Below are 24,097 nucleotides of genomic sequence, written 5' to 3'. Positions count from 1 at the left end.
TCCAGGCAGGGTTCGACTCAGGCGTAAGGCCAGAAGCGGATCTTGGTATTTTTGCGGGTCTTCGCGTTGGCCTCGCGCTCCTTGGCGGCGGGGCTGATGATCTTGTGGTGCGACAGCAACTCGTCGGCCAAGTCGCGGTAGGCTTCGGCCCCACGAGAGCGGGGGTCGTAGAGCTGGACGGGCTTGCCGTGGCTGGGCGCCTCAGCGAGCCGAACGTTGCGGGGAATGACGGTTTTGTAGAGTTTGTCGCCGAAGAAGGTCTTCAGGTTCTCTGTGACCTGCTGGGCCAGGTTGGTGCGCTCATCGTACATGGTGAGCACGACGCCCTCGAGCTGGAGTTTGGGGTTGAAGGCCTGCTGGACGCGGCCGATGGTGCCGAGCAGCTCGCTGACGCCCTCGAGGGCGAAGTACTCGGCCTGCATGGGGACGAGCAGGCGATCGGCGGCGACAAGGGCGTTCAGGGTGAGGAGATCGAGCGCTGGGGGGCAGTCCAGCAGGATGAAGTCGTAGGCGATCCGGAGCTCTTTGAGAGCTTCCCTGAGGCGGGTCTCGCGATTCTTGTTATCGACGAGCTCGATGTTGGCGCCGATGAGGTTGCGGCTGCCTGGAATGATCTTGAGAGTCTCGATGCCGGTGGGCTGGAGCAGGGTGTCGACGGAGGCCGCGCCGGTCAGCAGGTCGTAGACAGAGCCGTGATCGCCCTCACGGGCGACGCCGAGGCCGCTGGTGCTGTTGGCCTGAGGGTCGCAGTCGATGAGGACGCACTGGAGGCCTTCGAGGGCGAGAGCCGCGCTCAGGTTGATGGCTGTCGTCGTTTTCCCGACGCCGCCTTTTTGGTTGGCGATGGCCAGACAGATGGCTTCTGACATTGTTACTGAAGCTAAGGGGTGAGGCGGCAGGATGCAAACGGGGGTGCTTGTGCGACCTGTGGATTGGATTGTGGATCGCGGGGAGGGCGTGGGATGTTCCACGTGGAACAGCAGAAAGCGCAGGGGTTAGAGTGTTCCACGTGGAACAAACCTAGCGGGTGCCGATGTGCAAAACGCGTCTTTCTGAGTGAGGGAGCGGCAGGCTGGTCCAATGCCAATCGGGCAGTTTTGGAACCGCCGAACCACTGAGGAGGCACAACGCGCCGGATGGGCTGACCAAGGCGGCAGCGAGGGGGAGCATGGCGACACTCCGCTCGACCGCACGCATCCAGACCGCGTCAAAGCTTCCCGACGGCAGGGCTTCGGCACGTCCGGGATGCACGCGCGAGCGCAGACCGAGTTGCCGGACTGCTTCCCGGAGGAAGGAGGCCTTTTTCTGCTGCGACTCGGCGAGTGTGACGTGGAGCTCGGGACGGCAGATCGCTAGAGGGATGCCGGGAACGCCGGTACCGGAGCCGAAGTCCAGCACTGCTGGCTCATTCCCCTTAGGCTGCGGGTGATGTGCGGCAGCGAAGAGGCCCTCCATCACGTGGCGGTCGATAAGTTCGCCGGGAGTGCGGATGGCGGTCATAGCGAGTCGCTCGTTCCAGCGCAGCAGCAGGTTGCCGTAGGCCGCGAGCTGGATGTCGGCATTCCCCGGCAGCGGGAGGCTCCAGCGTGCGGCAGCGGCGGATACCTGCTCAGGAGTGATCTGCCCGGGTGCGACCAAGCTCAAATGCCTAGAGTTGCGGCGCCGTTCGGGCGAGGAGCCCAGGTGCGGGCCGCTTCGACGAACTGGCGGAAGAGTTGGCGCGAGAGGGGGCTGGAGGCGGTCGTCCGCTCCGGGTGCCACTGGACGCCGATGACGAACGGGGCTGAGGGATCTTCGACTGCCTCAACGACATTGTCGCCCGGGCTGGTCCCGACACGAACGAGCTGGTCGCCGAGCCGCCCAAGCGCCTGGTGGTGGCTGGAGTTGACCAGCACGGGGCTTCCTGGCTGCGAGTCGCGGACCAGGCTTGCCAGATGGCTGCCATCAAGTACTTCGAGCGCATGCGCCTCGTGCACATCGCGGCCGGGGCTGTGGTTGATGGCCGTCTCGAGATGCTGAACGAGTGAGCCTCCACGCCAGACATTCATGGATTGCAGGCCGTAGCAGATGCCGAGCAGGGGCTTCTGCAGGTTGAAGGCATCCTGGAGCAGGAGTTCGTCGGCTGCCTCGCGGAGCGGGTCCGCAGCTGCGGTCTCTGGGTGCACAACCTCGCCCCACTTCTCAGGATTAATGTCGGCGGGGCTCCCGGGGAGCAGCACGCCCTGGGCGCTCGCAACCAGGCGCGCCTGCTCCTCCTGGGTGGCGTGCAGCGGCACCAGCACGGGCTCGCCGCCCGCCTGACGCACGGCCTCGGCGTATTGCGGCCAGCCGCGCTCGTTGTAGGCGCGGTCAAAGGAGGTGGGTTCCGGGATGAGGATGCGGGGCTGGATCATAGTTGGTTCGGGGCTGGTGGTGCGTCCTGTAGCGCGAGGATGGCTTCTCGAATTTGTCCCGTGAGTGCCTCAGCCTGTCGCGCGTTCATGCCGGAGGTCGAAATCGGCTGGCCGACGCGCAGTTCGAGTGGTCGTGGGCTGAATTCGCGTGTGTGCATGGGCAGCAGTTCATAGGTGCCGACCAGCGCCATCGGAATCACGGGGACGCCAGCACGGATCGCCATGTAGGCGGGCCCGCTCATAAAGGGCTGGAGCTTGCCATTGGGCGAGCGGCCGCCCTCGGGAAAGACAAAGAGCGGCATGCCGGACTTGAGCGCGCGTACCCCGGTGGTCAGCGACGCGATCGAGGCGCGCGGATTGTCGACGGCGACAGGGATCTGGCCGGAGCGGTTGAGGTGCCAGCCGATGAAGGGGATGCGCCACAGGTCGCTGCGGGCGAGGATGCGGAAGGGAAACGGCAGCGCGGCGAAGATGGCCGGGGTGTCCATGTAGGACAGGTGGTTCGAGCAGTAGACCGCGACCGGGTGGTTGTGCAGGATGTCGAGGCCGGTGACGCGGATGGGTGAGCGCGCGATGGCGAGCGACCAGCGTGCCCAAGCCTGGGCAATCCTGTGCTGGCGGCGACCGTCGTCTTCCGTTAGTGAAGCAATCAGCGAGAGCGTGCCGAAGGCCGCCGTAGCCGAGAAGAACAGTGGTCCCTGGACGACGGTTGAGAGCAGCTGTTCCGTCCTGCGGAGGTGGCGTTCTGGCACAGGGACGAGGGCATTCGTCGAAGGCGCTGCGGGTTGCAGCTCCGGCTCAACCGGCATGAGAGCCCCAACCTTGCGCGAGCAGGAGACGCCTTGCCTCGCCGACCAGGTACACAGAGCCGGTGATGACCGCATTGGCCCTGGCCGGAACCTCGGCGAGCGCTGCGGAGAGGTTGGGCTCGAGTGTGGCGTGCGCGCCCGTGGTGTTCGCGGCGGCCAGGAGGCGGGCTCCGGTGGCAGCGCGCGGCGACGCAACTGGAACGAGCAGCACGCGCTCGAAGAGTGGGAACAGGATCTGGGCCAGCTCCTCGACCGGCTTGTCATCGAGACAGCCGAAGACCACTGTGTCGAAGCCAGGCAGCGCGGACAGCGCAGCCCGAAGGGTCCACGCGCCGGCGGGGTTGTGACCTACATCGAGCAGCATGGCCCGTCCGTCGTGCGTGAGCCGCTCGAGACGACCCGGCCAGTCGGTCTGACGGATGCCTGCGGCGATCGAGGCGCTGCCAATTTCGTAATGGTGTGAGTTACGTAATTCAAGTGCGGCGGTGATGGCGAGCGCGAGGTTGCGCTGCTGGTGCTGTCCGGCGAGCGGCGAGTCGACCTCGACGGAAAGGTCGTCCATCGCTAATGTGTATTGGTTGCGATCATTCGTCACAGCGACGGTGCCATAGGGCAGAGCAGCAGCCGCATTGATGCCGCGTACGTTCAGCGCCACGGCTGCTTCGCCAATCGCCTGGTTCGCCTCGGGGTGCTGGGGCAGTGTGACTAGTACGCCGTTTGCGCGAAGAATGCCGGCCTTTTCCCGAGCGATCTCGGCGATGGTGTGGCCCAGCCATTCCGTGTGATCGAGCGAGATGTCGGTGATGACGGAGAGCACAGGATCAACGATGTTGGTCGCGTCCAGCCGTCCGCCGAGCCCGACTTCAAGGACCGCGATGTCCACGGCTTCTGCTGCGAAGTGCAGGAAGGCCATGGCGGTGATCGTTTCGAAGAAGCTGGGCGCTCCGGGGAGGCGGCCTTCGGAGACGAGGCGCTCTGCCGCGTGGATAACCTGCTCCAGGTGCTCGCCGAAGGTTGCATCCGGGATCAGGCCCTGGGCGATGCGTAAGGTCGCTGCGTCGGCACGGGAGAGGACGCGGATGCGCTCATTCACCCGCACCAGATGTGGCGAGGTGTAGAGACCGGTGCGCAGGCCGGAGGCAGCGAGGATGCTGGCCAGGGTCGCGCCGGTGGAGCCCTTGCCGTTGGTGCCGGCGATCAGCACCGAGCGGAAGCGCTGCTGGGGATTGCCGAGCGCCGCCATGAGCGTGCGCATCTGGGCTAGTTCGAATTTGCGCCGCGGCTGGCCGGCTGGGCTGTGCAACTCCGCGCCGAGTGCGGCCAGGCGATCGACGGCCTCGGTGTATTGCATAACGATCAGTGTACTTGCAGGAGGCGGCGCCTTTGCTAGGCGGCCGCGGTCATAAAGCTGAGGGCGCGATCGAGGTATGCCTTCATGTCGAGCCGGGAGACGACGGCATCGAGCATGCCGTGCTCGAGCAGAAACTCGGAGCGCTGGAAGCCCTCGGGCAGCTTCTGCCGGATGGTCTGCTCAATGACGCGGGGTCCGGCAAAGCCAATCAGGGCGCCGGGTTCGGCGATGTTCAGGTCGCCAAGCATGGCAAAGCTGGCCGTGACGCCGCCCGTGGTGGGGTCGGTCAGGACAGATATATAAGGAACGCCGGCTTCGTCGAGCTCGCCCAGGCTGCTTGAGATCTTTGCGAGCTGCATCAGGCTGACGATGCCCTCCATCATGCGTGCGCCGCCGGACGCAGAGATGACAATGAGCGGGCGGCGCGTAGCGAGCGAGCGATCGACCGCGCGGGCGATGGTCTCACCCACGACGGCGCCCATGCTGCCACCGATGAAGCCGTATTCCATAACGCTGAGCACGACATCGTGCGAGCCGAGACGGCCGAGCGCGTTGACGATGGCATCGTTCAGGCCGGTGGCCTCCTGCGCCTTCGCAAGCCGGCTGCGGTAGCTCTTCGTGTCAGTGAATTTGAGCGGGTCAGTGGACTTCAACTCGAGGTCGACCAGTTCGTAGCCGGGTTCGAGCAGCGTGGCGACGCGGGTGCGCGCGTCCATCTTGCGATGGCGGCCACACTTTGGGCAGACCTGCTGGTTGCCTTCAAGGTCGGCCTTGAAAATGAACTGGCTGCAGCCGTCGCACTTGACCCATAGCCCCTCGGTGCGGACGCGTTTCTCCTGCGAGCTCTCGATGTCGTTGTCCTGCCGCTTGAACCAGGCCATGCCACTTCCCTTCCGTCCGCCAAAGCGCGGCTGTTTTCGCGGATGCCCTTCACTGGCGATCACACGCCACCAAAGCCGTGTGGGCTGACTTCTCCGGTGTGCGCGGCTTGTATTTGTGGGCCGCTCTCAGTGTCCGCAGTGATACGGGTGTCCAGCGAGGATTGTAAATGCGCGATACACCTGCTCTGCCAGCATGACGCGGGCGAGCTCATGTGGGAAGGTCATGGGCCCGAAGGAGAGCAAGAGATCGGCGCGGCTGCGGGCTGTGTCGGACCAGCCATCCGCTGGCCCGATGGCAAAGAGGAGGTGCTGTGCGCCGCCATCGCGCTGACGTCCAATCCAGGCTGCCAGCTCCTCAGAGGAGAAGAGCCGTCCTCGGCTATCGAGCAGGACAACAGTGGGGCGCGTGCGGCCGGCTACAGAAGCCTTATCGAGCAGCCGAGCCTCGGAGGCGAACTCCTCGGCTCCGGCCTGAACGAACGGGCGCATGCGCAGCAGATAGGCGTCGACCGACGTAGCGGACGGCCCCACTTTGGTCCTGGGGCTCACACTTTGAATGGAGAGGCGCATAACCCAAATTATGGAGACATTTGTGATCGATCTATACGGATTTTCATACAGAGAGGCAGCGCAATGTGTTTCAGTGCGACACTTTCACCCGCAGTTGGCCTCGTGAATGCTGATTTTTGATGTGAGGAAAAGCCAAACCCTAACGGCACGAGAAATGCTAGGGGTTGGGTGCGCCAAGGCGAATGTGAGCGTCGCAGCTTCTTATCACTAAGAAGGTTCCACGCCTACATGAGTTGCTGGCAGGTCCGGTTACGCGCCGGATCTCTCTTTCCGTTGTCGGCTCTTTTTCTCCTGGAGGATCTGTTCTGTGAAGCTTGGCATGGCCTCTCGTATTCTTCTCTCGGCTTTGGCTGGTTTTTTCATCGCTGTGCCCATTGCCTACTCTGCAGATGTTACGGCGCGTATTAAAGGCACAGTGACCGACCCATCAGGAGCATCAATTCCAGGTGCCACTGTCACAGCGACCAATACGGCTACGGGCGTTGCGTCCACCGTGACTGCGAACCCACAGGGCGATTACATTTTTCAGGCGCTTCCAGTCGGCACCTACGGAATCTCCGTTGCAGCCCCCGGCTTTAAGAAGTTTTCCGCAACCGGAATCGTCCTGAATATCGACCAGGAATACGTCGAGCCAGTGAAGATGGCTGTGGGCAACTCTGGAGAGACGGTTTCCGTTACCGCGGACGCGGTCCAAGTCAACACGACGGATATCCAGATCTCTAGCGTCGTCGGCTCCCGTCAAATCGTCGAGCTTCCGTTAATCGGGCGCAACTTCACTCAGTTGGAAACCACCCTGCCTGGCGTGCAGTCTCCGAGTGATCGGTTCGGCGGGTTTTCCAGCAGCGGCTCTCAGACGCAGCAGTCCTCGTACCTGATCAATGGGGCCGACAGCAACGACATCGCCCTAAACACGCTGGCTCTCTCGCCGAATATTGATGCTCTGGATCAGTTCAACCTGATCACCGGCCCCTTGAATGCGGAATATGACCGCAATTCCGGCGGAATCGTGAGTACGACGGTGAAGCAGGGCACCAACCAGTTTCACGGCAATGCATTTGAGTTTTACCGCGACAGCTTCCTGAACACCCGCAACTTCTTCCAGAACACGGCAAGCCCCTTCCATCAGCACATCTTCGGCGGTACGGTCGGCGGACCGATTCTCAAAGACAAGCTGTTCGCCTTCTTTGCCTATCAGGGCGCGCGCCAGGTCCAGCCTCAAGCGGGCGGTACCGGGCTCCTGGTTTACTCAAACCAGAACCGCCAGGGCAACTTCGCGGACGATCTGGGAAATGGAGCGGATGCGAAGGGCGGTCTGACGTTCAGCAGCAACCCAATCCCTGGCACGGTCAACATCCCGGGATGCACCACCGGCGAGACCTGGGCCGATTGCCTCAGCGGCTTGGGTGGCCAGATCCCTACCTCGTCATTCAATCCCGTCGCGCTCGCGCTTATCAACAAGTACGTCCCCGCGCCGAACAGCGGCACTTATGGGTACACATTCAATCCGACCATCCCCGGAAAGAACGATCAATTCATCGGTCGCCTTGACTACACGCTGAACAGCAACAATCGACTCTATTTTCTGGCGATAAATGACAAGCGCAACTCCACCGAGACGCTCCCCTTCACCGGGTCCACGCTCCCTGGCTTCGGTGACGCGACCAAGGTTAACGTCACTCAGTACACACTTGACTACACTCGCCAGCTCGGATCCACTGCCGTCAACGACTTTGCCGCGCACTATACCCGGTTCGACGATCAGACAGTGATTCCGCAGACCGTGGTTCAGCCATCGACCTTCGGTTTCGCAATTGCTCCCCAGCAGTCGGCTGGTGCAGGTCTGCCCCTCATCCAGGTCAACGGCTTCTTTAATCTGGGCTTCAGTAATAATGGACCACAGCCTCGTATTGACCAGGTGTATCAGCTCGATGATAACTTTTCGAAGCTGGTCGGCAACCACAGCCTGAAGTTCGGATACGACGGACGCCGATTCAATGTATCCAACAGCTTCGGATCCAATAACAACGGCAACTTCGCATTCAACACATCCAGCAGCCCGTTTTCGACCGGCGATCCCTCGCTGGACTTTCTGCTCGGCATTCCGGGCAGCTACTCACAGGGCTCTGGCGGTATCATTCAGGCCGATGCATTCCTGAACTACTTCTATGCGCAGGATGGCTGGAAGGTAACGGATGCACTGACGCTGAATTACGGCCTGGGATATTCGATCGATACGCCACTTCGGCAGCATCAGTTTGGTGGCGAAGCCATCGCCTGCCTGGTCCCGGGTCAACAGTCGAAGATCTTCCCGACGGCGCCGCGCGGAATTGCCTTCCCTGGTGATAGGAACTGCTCAATCTCGGGTCAGGCAAAAACCCGCTACAGCGAGCTCGGGCCGCGGTTTGGCTTCGCGTGGGCCCCTGATCTCGGTTGGCTCTCCGGCGGAAACACGAAGAAGTTCTCGGTTCGTGGCGGTTACGGCATCTACTACAACCGCACCGAAGAAGAGTCTTCGCTTCAAACACTGCAGACACCGCCGTTCGGCTTGACCTCACTCGGCGCCAGCGACTACGGTGCGAATGCGCCAGGCTTCCAGAACCCGTACCAGGATGTTGATACAGGCGAGGTTCACCCGAACCGTTTCCCGTTCGCATTCCCGGTGAAGGGGCAGGCGGTTGACTTCTCAGCTTCGGAGCCGTTCAGTATCAGCACCTACGGTCCGGATTTCCGCGCTTCTTATTCGCAGAACATTCAGCTTAGCGTAGAGCGCGAGTTCCCATCGCAGGTCGTCGCACGTTTCAGTTATGTCGGCGCACTGAGCCGTCACAATCAGATCACGTATGAAGGAAACCCTGAGACCGCGGCCGGGCACGACGCTTGCTTGGCTGACCCCGCGTGTATCAGAAACCGCAACAATCAGAGCTTGCTCTATCCTCAGAACACCGCATACGGGGCTCCGGATGCCATCACTGGGCTGACCGGCTTCACCAGTATCGGAACCGTTGGCTCTGAGGCATCCTCCAGCTATCACTCAGCACAGATCAGCGTCCAGAAAGCTCCGACACACGGCCTGCTCTTTCAGCTGAGCTACACCTACTCCCACGCAATGGACAACGGATCAAACTTCGAGAACTCCGGATTCGGCGGTTCGGCGCGGGGCTACAACCAGTACGACCAGTCTCTGAATTACGGCGACTCCGCCTATGACGCCCGGCACCGCCTCGTCTTCAGTCCTGTTTACGAGGTGCCATATCATAGGGCGGGTAGCGCGTTCTCGCCCCTCAATCTGGCGCTCTCTGGCTGGGAGGTTTCGGGCATTGTTCAGCTCGCGACTGGCTTCCCCTACGACATTTCGTACGGTGGCGGCACGTCTCGTTCGCTTTACTGCTCTGCGAACTGGTCCTTCTACGCCTGCCCGGACGTCCCCGATCAGATCAGCCCGCTTGTGAGGTTGAACCCTCGTCAGTCTAGGACCGGTTCCGGCAGAACGTCTCCGGTGGGGTACTTCGATAAGAGCAGCTTTGTTGCGGAACCGATCGGCTCCTTCGGCACTATCCATCGGAACCCTTACCACGGCCCGGGGATCAACAATACGAATATGATTCTCGCGAAGAATTTCCGCCTCAGTGCGGAGCGTCCTTACAGCCTGCAACTCAGGCTCGAAAGCGACAACGTTTTTAACCACACGCAATTCGCTATGCCGCAGGGAAATTTTACGTCAGGTAACTTCGGCCGTATCACGGGGATCAACACCAACTTCCCTGCACGCCAGAGTCAGCTTGCTGCAAAGTTCACCTTCTGAACTTAGAGGAAAGCAAGCAGAAGGTAGCAGTCGCCTCCCTTCTGCTTGCCCCTTCTGATTTTGTAGATATATTCATCAAATCGTAGAAAGTCTTAATTCCGTTGTTGTCGTTAATTCATCTTCATTCTGGGCAGCCCCTTGTTTCCAGAAAGCTTCGGCACCGTGATTCCCAACGCAAACGTCACCGTCCACAATCAGCAGACCGGCCTTGAACGGACGGCGCAAAGCAACGGCCGGGTGTGTACCAGGTTCTGTCCCTGCCGCCCGGCGTCTACGACATCAGCATCAAGGCACCAGGTTTCGGTGACTATAAAGGTGCGGCCACGGTGGCGGTTGGTGGCTCGACAACGGTCGACGCAAAGATGGGCGTCGGCTCGCAGCTGACGGTTCAGGTGGACGCGAACGATGCTGGTGGCCAGGTAAACACGACCACATCCGAGATTTCGACGGTCATCTCGCCACGCCAGATCGTGGATCTGCCGAGCCTGACGCGCAACCCCTATGACTTCGTCGTTCTGTCCGGCAACGTGACGCAGGACCCGAACGGGTCGACCCTCCGCGGCGTCGGTGTCTCCATCAGCGGCACACGTTCTTCCGCAACCGAGATCCTGCTCGACGGTGTCGAGAACGTGGACCTTTACAACCAGGCGGTCGGCACGCAGATTCCGCTTGATGCCGTGCAGGAGTACCGCGTCGTCACCAACGGTTTTGACGCGGAGTACGGGCGCGCTTCGGGTGGCATCGTCAATCTGGCCACAAAGTCGGGGACGAATGCTTTCCACGGCTCGGTGTATGAGTACAACCGCGTCTCTGCTCTGGCTGCCAACACCTACTACGAGGACGCAACGAATTACTCGCTGAAGCAGTCGGGACTGCCGGCGAACCCGGGCGATCACTTCACCCGCAACCAGTTCGGCTATGCGGTCGGCGGTCCGATCAAGCGGGACAAGCTGTTCTTCTTCTCGAATACCGAGTTCATCCGGGTCCGCAGCAGCGGCACGCAGAACGCCGTGGTGCCGACCGACTCGTTCATCGCCTCCTCGGCACCGAACGTGCAGGACTTCTTCAGCAAATACGGCAAGCTAGCCTCGAACGTGAAGGTGGTTGCACCCGTAGCGGTGGCCGGCTTCGACGCCGCCCCGCTGCAGCAGGTTTCGTTCCAGGTCCCCTCCGATGCCAGCGCCGGCAGCCCGCAGAACAGCTGGCTGACGGACGAGCGCTTCGACTTCAACCTGAGCCCGAAGACGACGATGTTCTATCGCTACGGTGGGTATCATGAGACCGACCAGGCGGGTGCGGTCTCGTTCAGCCCGTATGCCGGTTACAGCACCGCACAGGTGGTGTTCAATCAGTCGAACCTGTTCAGCATCACCCACATCTTCTCCCCGCAGTTGATCAGCACGAGCAAGGCGGCCTACAGCCGCATCAACCTGCAGCAGCCGTTGGGAACCGGTCCGGTCGGCCCAACGCTCTACCTGAACCAGGCGAATACGGCGAGCGCGGATTCCAGCACTGGACTGGATATCGCGTTTCCCGGATACCTGCCCTTCAGCCCGGGGAATGCGCTGCCGTTTGGCGGTCCGCAGAACCTTACCCAGTTCCAGGAAGATCTGAACTGGACGGTGAAGACCCACAGCCTGCACTTCGGCGGTCAATTCCTGCAGACGCGTGACAACCGTCTCTTCGGTGCCTATGAGAACTCCGTCGAGCAGGTCGCGAAGAACGGCACTGGGGAAGCAGCGGCGCTTGCGCGGCTGCAGGCAGGCACGCTCTATAGCTTCCAGGGCGCGGTCAATCCGCAGGGCAAGCTGCCCTGCCCGACCAATGAAGCAGGCAAAACGCAGGTCAGCCCCGACTGCACGCTGACGCTGCCAGTCAATGCCCCCAGCTTCAAGCGCGAGAACACCTTCAACGACGGTGCGGTGTATGGCCAGGACAACTGGAAGCTCACACCGCGGCTCACGCTCAATGCGGGTCTGCGCTGGGAATACTACGGTGTCCAGCACAACAGCAATAAGAATCTCGAGTCGAACTTTTTCACGGGCACTGGTGCGAACTTCTTCGAGCAGGTGCGTAACGGTACCGTGCTCACCACTCCGAACAGCCCGAAGCACGGACTGATCGGTCAGCAGTATCACAACTTCGGTCCTCGTTTCGGCTTTGCCTACGACGTCTCTGGCACGGGCAAGACGGTGGTCCGCGGCGGCTACGGCATCAGCTACGAGCGTGATTTCGGCAACGTCACCTACAACGTGATCCAGAACCCGCCGAACTACGCTGTGATTTCGCTGGTTGCTGGCGTCGATGTCCCATCGCTTGCGGTCACCTCGGACAACTCCGGTCCGCTGGCGGGCACCGGAACAAAGCCACTGCCGAAGACCAGTCTGCGCGCACTAGCTCAGAACATCCCGGCCTCGTATGTGAGTCAGTACAGCCTCTCTGTTCAGCACGAGGTGCTGCCGAACACACTGGTCGCGGTTGAGTACACCGGCACACGCGGCGTTCACCTCTACTCGATCGCGAACCTGAACCCGGCCTACTTCGGCAACGAGTACCTGGGTGACGAGCACGCGGGCAATCGACTGAACTACCAGTTCAGCAATATCAATCAGCGCCAGGCGAATGGTGACGGCTACTACAACGGTCTTAACGTTCGACTGGAATCGAGCCGCTTCGCAGAAAGCGGTCTGCAGCTGAACGCGAACTACACCTACTCGCATTCGCTGGATAACCTGAGCAGCACCTTCAGCGAGTCGGGCAACAACTTCAATCTCGGTTACCTGAATCCATTCAACCCGTCGCTCGATCGTGGCAATTCCGACTACGACGTGCGCCAGCGGTTTGTGGTCGGCGGTATCTATCAGCCGAAGTGGCTTGAGTTCAACAATGCTGGGCACTTCGTTCACACACTGCTCGGCGGGCTGGAGTTCGCGCCAATCTTTACCGCACGGACGGGAACACCATTCACGATCTACGACTGCACAAATGCATTCGCGTCGTGCCCACGCGTTGTTAATACTCCCGGGCTGAAGTTCCACGGCACGCCCAAGGCCAATGGTGGTGTGGACTCGTACGACTACATCCCGCTGCCGGCCGCCTCTGCCAACCCGTATGTTGATTCGACCTTCGGCCTGTCGGATGTGCCGGACTGCATTGCGTCGAGCTGCTACCAGAATGCCGGCCTTGCCCGCAACCAGTGGTTCTCGCCCAGCGTGTGGAACCTTGACCTTGGCGTGCACAAGAACTTCAAGATCACGGAGCGGCTGAATCTTCAGCTTCGTGGCGAGTTCTATAACCTGCCTAATCACCACAACTTCTACGTCGTGCCCGGGAACGCAGACTTCGCGGAAGTATCCGCGGTGCAAGCCATCAAGGGTGCACCGGGTGGCAGCCCAGGTGCTACGGACGAGCGGCGTCAGACGCAGCTTGCCGTGCGCATTGAGTTCTAACTATGCACTCGAACCAAAGCAGAAGGGGAGCCAGCCGGCTCCCCTTCTGCTTTCCTGGAAACGCTCGCCTTAGAGTTACGTTTTGCGTGCGGCGGCGCGGGTCCGTGAGCTAACCGTCTTGTCTGCGAGCAAGTGCTCGAGTTGCGTTACGTCAATGGTCCGTGCGGACTTGCGCAGTCGTTCGATGTCATAGAACGCGCGTTTTTCTTCGAGGAAGACGTGCACGACGAAATCGACGTAGTCGAGCAGCACCCACTCCCCCTGCCGCTTGCCTTCGACGGAGTTGGGGTAGGTGTTGAACTCGCGTTTCATCCTCATCTCCACCTCGTCGGCGATCGATTGTGTCTGCCGCTCGTTGGTGCCGCTGGTGATGAGGAAGAAGTCCGTCAGACCGGCATCGGCGGCGTCGAGTTCGAGCAGCCGCGTCTCCGTTCCCTTTTTCTCTTCGCACGCCATGGCGGCTGCGGCCACCATGCGGCGGGTCAGTTCAGAGATAGCGCGCGGCGCCGGCGGCTCGGGTGCGGGGAGCGCCTTTGCGGCTCGCACTTTGGCTGTGCCACTCGTGGCGCGTGCGCTCTTCTTGCTCGCGGCGCGGGTGCTCGTCGCCTTTTTCGCGCGGCTGCTCTTGCCTGCAGCCGAGGCGCGTTTCGTGCCCTTCGCGGTGGCTTTCTTGCCAGCTGACGACGATGCACGCTTCGCGGGGGTGCGCTTTGTTGCTTTCTTCTTGCTCGATGGTGCCATGCTTGCTGGTCCTCGATCCTTGAGGCATCCGGCTGTGTGCCGAACGGTGCTCGTGCTCTATCGTATGACGCCGGTTGGCTGTGTGCCGGTCCGGCTTGCGGCTTCGTATAGCGCGTGCTGACGCGCGTACTCGGCGACCCGCGGGTCGAGCACGGCCTGCGGCATGCCGGAGGCGTGATCGGCGAGCGCACGCCGCAAGGCTGTCGCCGAGATGTCGTAGTTGAGGTCGGGCAGCAGCCAAAGGGCGCTCGTGTTGCCATCGGGTGAGCTCAGCGGGATGCGCTCGCATCCCCGAGCCGCCTCGCGCGCACCGGTCACGACGCCGGCAGGCAGCAGCGTGGACAGGCGGTCCAGCGGAAAGCCAGGACGCGCCGCCACGATCCACTCGGCCTCGAACAGCGCTTCCGCGGCGTTGTGCCAGCGGCACAGCGTCTGCAACGAATCCGCGCCGATGAGGCAGAACAGCTCGTCCGCACTGCTCAGCTCCTGGCGCAGCCGGGCAAGTGTGTCGCTGGTGTAATTGAATCGCGGGCGCCCCTCGCTGCTCGGCGGCAATGGTGCGTCGATCGTGGATGGCTCGAGCGAAGCGCGGCCTGCACACAGCAGCGTCACCATGGCGAGTCGGTCGTCAAAGGACGATGGCCGCTGCCCGACCTTCAGCGGCTGGCGTCCGACCGGAGCCATCAGGACGCGATCGAGCCGGAGCCGTTCGACCGCGGCCAGCGCGATGCCGAGGTGGCCGAGGTGCGGCGGATCGAAGCTGCCGCCGAAGAGGGCGATGCGCATCGTTCCATGCTAGCCGAGGGCGCGCGGCCTCACTTCAGCGCGCCTGGTGAGCGCCAGCCATAATAGAAGTATGTCCATGGCTGCCATCGCGCTCGGTGCGAACCTGCCCTCTGCGGCGGGAACGCCGGCGGAGACGCTGACCGCAGCGACGGAGCGGCTGGCAGCCCTTGGCCAGGTGCTGGCGCGCTCGTCAATCTACCGCACCACGCCAGTGGGCTACCTGGACCAGCCGGAGTTTGTAAATGCAGCGGCGCTGCTCGAGACTTCGCTGGAACCGGTCGCGCTGTTGAACGCACTCCTGCAAGTGGAGCGCGAGTTCGGCCGGGAGCGCGGCAAGGGTCCGGCGAAGGGCCCACGCACACTCGATCTCGATCTGCTGCTATATGACAATCGCGTGCTCGCAACACCCACGCTGACGCTGCCGCATCCGTCGCTGCAGGAGCGGCGGTTCGTGCTTGAGCCGCTCACCGAGATTGCGCCAGAGTGGCGGCATCCGGTGCTGGACCGCAGGATCGCGGAACTTCTGGCCGAGTTGCCGGCGAACGCCGAGACGGTTGTGCGCATCGAGACGCCTGCGCGGAGCGCTGCGCAATGAGTCTGCGATTCACAGTGAGTGCTACCGCAGCCAGTGGCGGCCGGCGCGGCGTGCTCGACCTGCCCCACCAGCAGGTGCAGACGCCCGTCTTCATGCCGGTGGGCACGGTAGGCTCGGTGAAGGCGGTGCCGCAGCATCTGCTCGAAGAGCTGGGCGCGGAGATCATCCTCGGCAACACCTACCATTTGTATCTGCGGCCTGGGCATGAACTGGTGCGACGCATGGGCGGACTGCATCGCTTCATCAGCTGGCCGCGCGCGATGTTGACGGACTCGGGCGGCTTCCAGGTCTTCAGCCTGAACGAACTGCGCAAGGTGACGCCGGAAGGGGTGCGGTTTCGCTCGCATCTCGATGGGTCGTCACACATGTTTTCGCCGGAGCGCTCGATCGAGATCCAGATTGCGCTCGGCGCGGACATCCTGATGGTCTTCGATGAGTGCACGGAATATCCAGCGGATCGCGAGCGGGCGCGGCGCTCGCTTGAACTGACGATGGCGTGGGCAGAGCGCAGCCGGCGCTACTTCGAGGAGCACAAGCACGAGGCGCCCTGGTTTACCGAGGAGTGGAATCGCGCGGAGGGCCGCACGCAGTCGCTGTTCGGCATCGTGCAGGGCGGAATGTATCCCGAGCTGCGACGTGAATCGGCGGAGCGGCTGGTCGAGATGGATTTGCCGGGGTATGCGATAGGCGGCCTCAGTGTGGGCGAGCCGCGTGAGCTGACGCGCGAGGTGATTGAGAGCACGCTGCCACTGCTGCCCACGGACAAGCCGCGGTACGTGATGGGCGTGGGCTATCCGGAGGAGATCGTCGAGTACGCGAAGATGGGCGTCGACATGATGGATTGCGTGTTGCCCACGCGTGCGGCGCGGCATGGGCTACTGTTCACGTCCGAGGGCCGGCTCAACATCAAGAACCGGCAGTTTGCCGAGGACCAGGGGCCGCCCGATCCGACGTGCGAATGCCTGGTGTGCCGTCGCTACACGCGGGCGTATCTGCGGCACCTGATGGTGGCGCAGGAGCCGCTGTCGGCCGTGCTGAACACGCTGCACAACCTGGCGTACTACCTGGAAACGATGCGGCGGGTGCGGGAGCAGCTTGCAGCGGGAGCGGTTTTGAAATAAGTGCTGTCGGCGCGATGTCGCGCGAGCTCGTCTATGAACGCGAAGGCTGGAGTAGGATCGGAGTCCGCTGCCCGCCCACTATGAATGAGCTTGTGACGCAGAGACGTGTCCGCCGGTCGACTCGGGGCTCAGGGCCCCGTTCGGGCCAGCTCTATCGCTGGCTGACGCTCTGGCTGGCGGCCGGCGCGCTGCTCGCGTTGCTGCTGCTTGCTAACTCGTTTCGCGATTACCGATTCGTGTCCCGCCTGCTCGCGGCGCAGCAGGTGCATCAGCAGACCAACCAGGTCATGGTGAGCCTGGAGCAGCAGCTCCGCACACGGTGGCAGCCTGGTGACTCGCGCCTGCACCTGTTGAACGAGCTGCTTGGGCGCGCACAGCTTCAGCCTGTGTGGGTGACGTTACGGAACCAGGATGGCGTGGTGCTCGAGGTGCAGGGCGCAGGGCATCCGGTGTTCACCTTGCCGGAAGAGATCGAGGCCTTCCGCAACCATGTGCCGTTGCGCCGCACGATAACTGCAGCCGGCCAGCAGGTGGTTGCGGAGGCGTTCCCGATCTTTCTGCCACATCCGAGAGGACCTGTCGCACCCGCAGAGGCTGCAACGTCCGGATCGCCAGCAGGTCCGCCGTCGCGGTCGATCCTGATCGTGGAGCTCGCGACGCCACTGCGTTTTGCAGATCCGTCGGTGCTGGCGCCGCAGCACTGGAATCTGTTCGTGAACAGCACGGGCGCGCTCGCGCTGCTGGGCTCGGTGCTGATTGCGGGTTTGCTGCTGCGGTCGTACGTGCGCGGCCGTGCGCTGGAGCAGCAGCTGGAGGTGGCGCGCGAGGTGCAGGCCGAGCTGCTGCTGCCGCGTGGCGGCGCGATCGGCGGACTCGACATCGCGGCCGAGTATCGTCCCGCGGAGGTGGTCGCTGGAGATTTCTACGACGCGTTCACTCCGTCGCATGGCGGCGTGGCGCTAGTGATGGGCGATGTCTCGGGTAAGGGGATTCCCGCGGCGCTGCTGATGGGCGTGCTGCATGGCGCGGTGCGGTCGAGCGACTGGACGGCTTCGCCGGAGGCGCACCGGCAGGATTCGGCGCGGCTGAATCGGCTGCTGTGTGAGCGGGCCGCCGCGGGACGGTACGCGAGCATGTTCTGGGCGCACTACGATGCCGGGCGGCGGCAGCTGCGCTATGTGAATGGCGGGCATTGTCCGCCGCTGCTGGTGCGCCGCGACGCGAGCGGCACGCGGATTGAGCCGCTGGACAAGGGCGGCACCGTCTTCGGCCTGCTGCCGGATGCGGAGTACGAATCAGCGGAGGCGGTTCTCAATCCAGGGGATCTGCTGGTCCTATATTCGGACGGACTGGTCGAGTCCACCAATCCGGCGGGCGAGGAGTTCGGAGAGGAGCGGCTGCAGGCACTGCTGGCCGAGACGGCTGCATGCGAGCCGGGTGAGATTCGCAGCATTGTGCTTGCGGCCCTCGAAAGCTTTCTGGCGGGAGCAAGGCCGACGGACGATCTGACACTGCTGATCGCCCGAGCCGAGGGCGCGCCGCGCGACCTGACTCCGGTCGCCGAGTCTGACGCGGTGCTGAGCCCGGCGTGAGCGGTGTCTGCGAGACGGTGACGCCTCGGGATCAGCCGCGGTCTTCTGCTTGACAGGGGCGGGACCCTCCCTGATGCTTGATGCTTAGGTATCCTGCCCGCTGGTGTGTCTGGTCGTATTTGCCCCGGGCGTGCAGGATGAGCCGCTTGCCGTGATGTTGCGGCGAACGGCTTCGGCGGACCTGGCCACCATCGCTCCTCTCTCGTGCCTCCCGCACTCTTTGCGCCCCGCCTGCTGGCTTGGCCACTTCGGGTGCAATGGGGCGTACGCGCCAGCAAGACAAGAGATGGAACGCCAAGGACGGAATCGATCGCTGTGTTCGCCCAACTGACTCTTCTTTCGCCCGCGCTTCTGGGCGCTGCCCTGCCGCAGAGCTATGTGACATTTCTTCCCGCGGTGCTGATGGTGGGCGTCTTCTACCTGATGCTCTTTCGGCCCAACCAGAGGAAGCAGAAGCAGTGGCAGGAGATGCTGGGCGGCCTGAAGATCGGCGACAAGATCACCACCACGGGTGGCATGCGCGGCACGATCGTCGCGCTGCGCGATGATGCGATCCAGATCAAGCTGCCCCCCGACAACATCAAGGTGGAGATCGTGAAGTCCGCCATTGCTTCCGTGACCACCAACACTCCCGAGGACGCGAAGTAACCGCGACGGATCTATGCGCAAGAACCTCACTGGACGAGCCATTGCTATTGTTGCCGTGCTCCTGGTTTTCTTTTACGGGATCTTCGGCCTGCCCCATGGACTGAGCGGAAGCGCGCTGCGCAACGCGCTGTCGGACCGCATCAAGCTCGGCCTCGATCTGGAGGGCGGGACTCACCTGGTGCTGCAGGTGATGGTCGATGAGGCGGTCGGCGCAGAGACCGATAACGCGCTCGGCCGCTTGCAGCAGGATCTGCAGGGCGCGAGCCTGACGGTCGGCTCGGTGCAGAAGCCAAACCCGGCAGAGCCGCAGACCATTGCGCTGACCGGCGTGCCGGCGGGCAAGTCGAGCGATGTGCGCAACATGCTCGAAACCAAGTACGCGCAGCAATATGACATCCGCTCAAACGCTGACGGCTACAGCCTGACGCTGAAGCAGCCGGTGCAGCAGGATATCGAGAAGCGCGCGCTGGCGCAGTCGATCGAGACGATCCGGACGCGCATCAATGCGCTCGGTGTGAGCGAGCCGACCATTCAGGAATACGGCCTCGGCAAGAACCAGATCCTGGTGGAGCTGCCGGGTATCGACGATCCGGGCCGCGTACGCGACATTATTCAGTCGACGGCACGGCTCGAGATCCACGCCGTCGAGAGCGGTCCGTTTCCGACGCGGGAAGCAGCGCTCCAGACAGTGAGCGGCGCGGTTCCGCCGGATCAGGAGTTGCTGCAGTTCGGCGGCACCGACGCTGCGGAGCAGGGGCAGTTCTTCATCCTGCAGCGCATCCCGGTCGTGTCGGGTGCGGACTTCCGCGATGCGGAGCCGGGCAAGGATGAGAACCAGCGGCCGGACGCGACCTTCATTCTGACGCGCGCCGCAGGCGACCGCTTTTACCAGTTCAGCAGCACCAATATCGGCAAGCAGCTTGCCGTCGTCCTCGACAACCGCGTGCAGGAAGTCGCGAACATCCAGGCGGCGATCCGCGACCAGGGCCGCATCTCCGGGCTGAGCGAGCAGAAGGCCCGCGACCTCTCGCTGATGCTGCGCACCGGCGCACTGCCTGCGTCGATCCACTTCCTTGAAGAGCGCACGGTTGGCCCGTCGCTCGGTGCAGACTCGATCCGCAAGGGCGTGCTCGCCTCAGTGGTCGGCATGCTCGCCGTCATGGCGTTCATGTTGATCTACTACCGCGGCGCCGGCATCAATGCGGACCTCGCGCTGGTCCTGAACCTGGTCATCCTGCTCGGTTTTATGGGCTACACCGGCGCAACGTTGACGCTGCCGGGCATCGCGGGTCTGATCCTGACCATTGGTATGGGCGTGGACTCGAATGTGCTGATCTTCGAGCGCATTCGTGAGGAACTGCGTGCGGGGAAGAGTCCGGGCGCTGCCGTGGATCAGGGCTTCGGGCACGCGTGGACGACGATCATCGATACGCACGTGACGACGATCGTGTCGGCCGCCATTCTGTTTCTGTTCGGCTCGGGCCCGGTGCAGGGCTTCGCCGTGACGCTGACCTTCGGCTTGTTGGCCAATCTGTTCACTGCAGTGTTTGTGTCGCGCACCATCTTCGACGCGAACCTGAATCGCAAGGAGCGCGGGGAGGCGCTGTCGATCTGATGAAGAACACACTTGCTCAGCGGGGCGGCAAGCCCGATATCGGTCCGGCAGAACTGAGCCGCAGTCTCGGCCTTGGTCTCGCGGCAGGCGCAGTTTTTGTCATGACCGCGATGGCAGTTGAAAAGTTTTTGATCGGCGCGTTGCGCAGGTTCTAACGAGGGCGCCGGCTGCTGCGCAGGGCACGGCGGAAAGCGGAGTTTACGTGGAACTGTTTCACGACGTACGGATCGACTGGCTGGGGAAGAAGTGGTACTTCCTCGGCTTCTCTCTCATCTTCAGCGTGCTTGGCCTGCTGTCCATCGTGCTGTGGCACGGCATTCCGCTGGGTGTGGACTTCAAGGGCGGCACGCTGGTCTATGTGAAGTTCAATGCCACGCCGTCCTACGACCGGATCCGCGATGCAATCGCGCAGGCGGGCGTGCATGACACGCGCATCCAGCGCTTTGGCCCCGCGTCGAACAACCAGGTGATCGTCTCTCTGCCGGAACAGCAGACCCAGGAGGCGAACCTTGAGGCCGGCCGCACCACCATCGTGAAGGCGCTCGAGCAGCACTACTCCTCTGCCGCCGCGAACGAGTCGGGCCGGTTCGACATCGACAATGTGGGACGCGCAACGCTGACCGATTTCCTGACGCAGGAGAATCCTGAGCACCTCGGTCCGGACGCAGCCCCGGCGAAGTACGCGCAGCAGGCGGAAGCTGTCCTGAACTATCGCGATCGCGACAACGGCGGCCTCGTCGGCAGCTATGACGCGCTGCGCAAGGTCGCGGACGCGGCGGTCGTCTCGACCCTCGAGGCGAAGAGCTACATCCCTGGTTTCACCGTGTTCAACGTGGAGATCGTCGGTCCGCAGGTCGGCGCGCAGTTGCGCAAGCAGGCGCTGCTCGCGACGCTCTACTCACTGCTCGGCATGCTGATCTATCTCTGGGTGCGGTTTGAGCTGATCTACGGCGTGGCTGCGGTTGTCGCTGTGTTCCACGACACGCTGATCACCATCGGCTTCTTCTCACTGACGAACCAGGAGATCACGTTGACGGTGATCGCGGCGATCCTGACGCTGGTCGGCTACTCGATGAACGATACGATCGTGGTCTTTGACCGCATTCGCGAGAACCTGCGCATGAGCCGGCGCGAGCCGCTGGCCGACGTTGTGAATCGCAGCATCAACCAGACACTGAGCCGGACGGTGCTGACGTCAGGACTGACGTTCCTCACCGTGCTGTCGCTCTTTCTGTTTGGTGGTGAGGTGCTGCATGGCTTTTCGTTCGCTTTGGTGATCGGCATTCTGATCGGCACCTACTCGTCGATTGCGGTGGCGGCGCCGATGCTGGTGGCGTATCAGCAGTGGCGCGCAGGCCAGGGTCGGACCGCGGCGCTGCCAGCGGCACGGCGCGCGCGCGTCTAACCGACGTCATCTCCGAAGCACTCTTCGCCTGCACTGAAACCAGTGCAGGCGAATCTTTTTTGAATATCTCGGGAACAAAGCTATGCACATGAGGTGTCTATAGCCCAGAAGTCACAGGTCCGGAGTGCTGTCGCCCTCTTGCCGTCCACCCTCTTCGCTCCTGAAGGTGGCCCCACGCCGAGCGCAGTTCCCCCGAGACCTGGGAACGCCGAATTCGAGGTTAAGGCTCATGTTCGAAGATGCCCTGATGGAATCCGGTGGCAGGATCAAGTCGAAGAGCAAGTACTGGTCAATCGTGGCGTTGGCAATCAACGTCGGGGTCGTGGTTGCCCTGATTCTGTACCCGCTCTTCCACCTGGAGTCGTTGCCGAAGCAGATGATGGCGACGCTCCTGACCGCGCCACCCCCGCCGCCTCCGCCGCCGCCCCCGCCGCCGCCGCAGGCACCGCAACCCAAGATCAAGGTGCAGACGGTTGATCCGTTCCAAGCGCCGAGCAAGATCCCGCATGAGATCAAGGTCGTGAAGGAAGAGCCCCCGCCGCCGCCTCCGGGTGGTGTAGCCGGTATGGAAGGCATTGCTGGTGGTGCCGGTGGTGGCGCGATCGGCGGCATTCTCGGTGGCTCCGGTCCCCCGGCTCCTGTGGTCAAGGCTGCGCCTCCGAAGAAGGTGGCTATCTCGTCCGGTGTCGCCACCGGTCTGAAGACTGCCGGGAGTAACCCCACTTATCCGCCGATCGCGCGTGCTGCGCGCATCTCAGGGACGGTGGTGTTGCAGGCAACTATCTCGAAGACAGGCAGCATCGAGAATCTGCGTGTGATCAGCGGGCCGCCGATGCTGACGCAGTCAGCGCTCGAGGCCGTGCGCACGTGGCGCTACAAGCCTTATCAGTTGAACGGCGAGCCGGTGGAAGTTGAGACTACGGTGAACGTGGTCTATAACCTCGGCGGCTGATCCCTGCGCTCCGCTCGTCGCGAGTCGGGGCTGATGTTCGAACCGACTGGCCTCTTCGTGTCATATAGGTGACGAAGAGGCCGGTGTTAGCATCGGGGAGCTTTCTTGGCCCTTCGATTTCCATCCATGCAGTTGTCATGGAGATTCGTTCTGCTGTCTCACCCAGGAGGAAAGATTCAGTGATTCTCGCTCAGCTCACTCAAGTAGTTCCGCACGTCTCGGCACTGGGATTTTTCCAGGACCAGGCTGGTGCCACGCCCGGCTTCACTCTTCCCGAGATGTGGTCGAAGATGGGCATTCCGGCTCGCGGCGTTGTCGTCATTCTCTTCATCATGTCGATCTGGTCGCTGGCTGTGATCATCGATCGCCTGATCTACTTCAGCGCTGCTCGCAAGCAGTCGCGCGAGTTTGCACCCCGGGTTGCGGGCGCCCTGCGCGAGGGCAAGCTGGATGAGGCCGTGAAGGTAGCGGACCGCAACAAGAAGTCGCACCTGGCTGAGGTAGTTACGGCCGGCCTGCAGGAGTTCCGGAGCTACGGCAACGGCGGGGCCATCACCGAAGACCAGATCGAGTCGAGCAAGCGCGCACTCGAGCGGGCTGAGGCGATCGTTCACGCAAAGCTGAAGCGCGGTCTCGGTGGTCTGGCGACCATTGGCTCCACGGCACCGTTTATCGGCCTGTTCGGCACGGTGGTCGGTATCCTGAACGCTTTCCAGCAGATTGCCACCCAGAAGTCGGCCGGTATCGGCGCGATCGCTGGTGGTATCTCGGAGGCTCTGGTCACCACAGCATTCGGCCTGCTGGTCGCGATCCCGGCCGTGATGCTCTTCAACTACTTCACCAATAAGGTCGAGGCATTTGACGTCGAAATGGATAACTCCTCGAGCGAGCTGGTCGACTACTTCATCAAGCAGGCACAGCGCCGGTAAGAGCGGGCCTGTCATCCAACGTGGGTGAGCTGGACGTGGCGGGGAGTCGTCTTCCCGCCGCTCCCCTCCTTACTCGCAGCGGATGGACCTCCGGCACGATCCCGCCCATCATCCCCCCGCCCATCAGGGAGCACATATGGCACTTGCAGTTCGAAACGAAGGCTCCAAGGTCAACTCCAACATCAACGTCACACCGATGGTGGACGTGATGCTGGTGCTCTTGATCATCTTCATGGTCATCACGCCCATGGTGCAGAACAAGGTGAACGTGGATCTGGCGAAGAGCATCGATGCAACACCGATGCCAGACGCGGATCACGAGGATTCGGTCGTTGTCGCGGTCACGCGCGATGGCAAGGTCTACCTCGGCGCCAACCAGGTCTCCTCCGGCGATCTGGGTCCGCGCATCACCGAGATGCTGCAGAACAAGACCAACAAAGAGGTCTATCTCCGCGCGG

The 24,097-nt window shown here is 62.6% G+C and carries 21 protein-coding genes; 12 read left to right on the top strand and 9 right to left on the bottom strand.

The features are described from left to right. Positions 1–17 precede the first annotated feature (17 nt). The 7 genes from AC5IJH_RS12150 to AC5IJH_RS12120 all read right to left on the bottom strand — a co-directional run bounded on the left by AC5IJH_RS12150 (position 18) and on the right by AC5IJH_RS12120 (position 6,004). Positions 18–869 carry a ParA family protein gene (locus AC5IJH_RS12150; RefSeq protein ID WP_491903090.1) on the bottom strand — a complete coding sequence of 284 codons (852 nt, stop codon included), beginning with the start codon at positions 867–869 and terminating at the stop codon, positions 18–20. Between the two features lie 151 nt (positions 870–1,020). Beyond that, the gene (gene rsmG, locus AC5IJH_RS12145; RefSeq protein WP_491903089.1) at positions 1,021–1,644 is read right to left on the bottom strand and encodes a 16S rRNA (guanine(527)-N(7))-methyltransferase RsmG; all 624 of its coding nucleotides are present in this window, start codon (positions 1,642–1,644) and stop codon (positions 1,021–1,023) included. Next, the gene (locus AC5IJH_RS12140; RefSeq protein WP_491903088.1) at positions 1,641–2,393 is read right to left on the bottom strand and encodes a gamma-glutamyl-gamma-aminobutyrate hydrolase family protein; all 753 of its coding nucleotides are present in this window, start codon (positions 2,391–2,393) and stop codon (positions 1,641–1,643) included. The genes rsmG and AC5IJH_RS12140 overlap by 4 nt, the downstream gene beginning before the upstream one ends. Then, positions 2,390–3,145 (bottom strand): lysophospholipid acyltransferase family protein, encoded by a 756-nt coding sequence (locus AC5IJH_RS12135; protein WP_491903087.1) that lies wholly within the window; start codon positions 3,143–3,145, stop codon positions 2,390–2,392. The genes AC5IJH_RS12140 and AC5IJH_RS12135 overlap by 4 nt, the downstream gene beginning before the upstream one ends. A 46-nt stretch (positions 3,146–3,191) precedes the next feature. Further along, on the bottom strand, positions 3,192–4,553 hold the full coding sequence (locus AC5IJH_RS12130) for a bifunctional folylpolyglutamate synthase/dihydrofolate synthase (RefSeq protein WP_491903086.1): 1,362 nt from the start codon (positions 4,551–4,553) through the stop codon (positions 3,192–3,194). 35 nt (positions 4,554–4,588) lie between these two features. Then, positions 4,589–5,434 carry an acetyl-CoA carboxylase, carboxyltransferase subunit beta gene (gene accD, locus AC5IJH_RS12125; RefSeq protein WP_491903085.1) on the bottom strand — a complete coding sequence of 282 codons (846 nt, stop codon included), beginning with the start codon at positions 5,432–5,434 and terminating at the stop codon, positions 4,589–4,591. 126 nt (positions 5,435–5,560) lie between these two features. Further along, a complete protein-coding gene (locus AC5IJH_RS12120; protein ID WP_491903084.1) occupies positions 5,561–6,004 on the bottom strand; it encodes a 23S rRNA (pseudouridine(1915)-N(3))-methyltransferase RlmH in 444 nt (147 codons plus the stop codon). Between the two features lie 307 nt (positions 6,005–6,311). On the opposite strand from AC5IJH_RS12120, the gene AC5IJH_RS12115 reads away from it, so the two are divergent. Further along, on the top strand, positions 6,312–9,806 hold the full coding sequence (locus AC5IJH_RS12115; RefSeq protein ID WP_491903083.1) for a TonB-dependent receptor: 3,495 nt from the start codon (positions 6,312–6,314) through the stop codon (positions 9,804–9,806). 239 nt (positions 9,807–10,045) lie between these two features. Beyond that, a complete protein-coding gene (locus AC5IJH_RS12110) occupies positions 10,046–13,255 on the top strand; it encodes a TonB-dependent receptor (RefSeq protein ID WP_491903082.1) in 3,210 nt (1,069 codons plus the stop codon). Positions 13,256–13,330: 75 nt separating this feature from the next. Here AC5IJH_RS12110 and rsfS read toward each other — a convergent pair whose 3' ends face one another. Together rsfS and nadD are read right to left on the bottom strand one after the other, a co-directional pair. Further along, a complete protein-coding gene (gene rsfS, locus AC5IJH_RS12105; protein ID WP_491903081.1) occupies positions 13,331–13,996 on the bottom strand; it encodes a ribosome silencing factor in 666 nt (221 codons plus the stop codon). A 57-nt stretch (positions 13,997–14,053) separates the two neighbouring features. Next, on the bottom strand, positions 14,054–14,782 hold the full coding sequence (nadD, locus tag AC5IJH_RS12100) for a nicotinate (nicotinamide) nucleotide adenylyltransferase (RefSeq protein ID WP_491903080.1): 729 nt from the start codon (positions 14,780–14,782) through the stop codon (positions 14,054–14,056). Positions 14,783–14,852: 70 nt separating this feature from the next. Here nadD and folK point away from each other — a divergent pair, with 70 nt between their 5' ends. The 10 genes from folK to AC5IJH_RS12050 all read left to right on the top strand — a co-directional run. Then, a complete protein-coding gene (gene folK / locus AC5IJH_RS12095) occupies positions 14,853–15,377 on the top strand; it encodes a 2-amino-4-hydroxy-6-hydroxymethyldihydropteridine diphosphokinase (protein ID WP_491903079.1) in 525 nt (174 codons plus the stop codon). Then, positions 15,374–16,498: a tRNA guanosine(34) transglycosylase Tgt gene (gene tgt / locus AC5IJH_RS12090; RefSeq protein WP_491903078.1), complete on the top strand. Its 1,125-nt coding sequence runs from the start codon at positions 15,374–15,376 to the stop codon at positions 16,496–16,498. The genes folK and tgt overlap by 4 nt, the downstream gene beginning before the upstream one ends. Before the next feature lie 92 nt (positions 16,499–16,590). After that, positions 16,591–18,090, top strand: coding sequence for a PP2C family protein-serine/threonine phosphatase (locus AC5IJH_RS12085; protein ID WP_491903077.1), 1,500 nt, complete (start codon positions 16,591–16,593; stop codon positions 18,088–18,090). Between the two features lie 315 nt (positions 18,091–18,405). Then, positions 18,406–18,738, top strand: a complete 333-nt coding sequence (yajC, locus tag AC5IJH_RS12080) for a preprotein translocase subunit YajC (RefSeq protein ID WP_491903076.1) — start codon at positions 18,406–18,408, stop codon at positions 18,736–18,738. Between the two features lie 13 nt (positions 18,739–18,751). Next, on the top strand, positions 18,752–20,353 hold the full coding sequence (gene secD / locus AC5IJH_RS12075; RefSeq protein ID WP_491903075.1) for a protein translocase subunit SecD: 1,602 nt from the start codon (positions 18,752–18,754) through the stop codon (positions 20,351–20,353). Next, a complete protein-coding gene (locus AC5IJH_RS12070) occupies positions 20,353–20,508 on the top strand; it encodes a hypothetical protein (RefSeq protein WP_491903074.1) in 156 nt (51 codons plus the stop codon). Before secD ends, AC5IJH_RS12070 begins: the two co-directional genes overlap by 1 nt. A gap of 47 nt (positions 20,509–20,555) precedes the next feature. After that, a complete protein-coding gene (secF, locus tag AC5IJH_RS12065) occupies positions 20,556–21,758 on the top strand; it encodes a protein translocase subunit SecF (RefSeq protein WP_491903073.1) in 1,203 nt (400 codons plus the stop codon). Between the two features lie 229 nt (positions 21,759–21,987). Beyond that, positions 21,988–22,710 (top strand): energy transducer TonB, encoded by a 723-nt coding sequence (locus AC5IJH_RS12060; protein WP_491903072.1) that lies wholly within the window; start codon positions 21,988–21,990, stop codon positions 22,708–22,710. Between the two features lie 179 nt (positions 22,711–22,889). Next, the gene (locus AC5IJH_RS12055) at positions 22,890–23,639 is read left to right on the top strand and encodes a MotA/TolQ/ExbB proton channel family protein (protein ID WP_491903071.1); all 750 of its coding nucleotides are present in this window, start codon (positions 22,890–22,892) and stop codon (positions 23,637–23,639) included. Positions 23,640–23,775: 136 nt separating this feature from the next. After that, positions 23,776–24,097, top strand: a 322-nt coding sequence (locus AC5IJH_RS12050) for an ExbD/TolR family protein (protein WP_491903070.1), incomplete at its 3' end; no start/stop codon positions are given.

The sequence above is a fragment of the Candidatus Dedyshia acidiphila genome, assembly GCF_051025295.1.
Lineage (GTDB): Bacteria > Acidobacteriota > Terriglobia > Terriglobales > Acidobacteriaceae > KBS-83.
The sequence above is the reverse complement of the archived record's forward strand: the minus strand, read 5'-3'. Positions and strand labels throughout refer to the sequence as shown.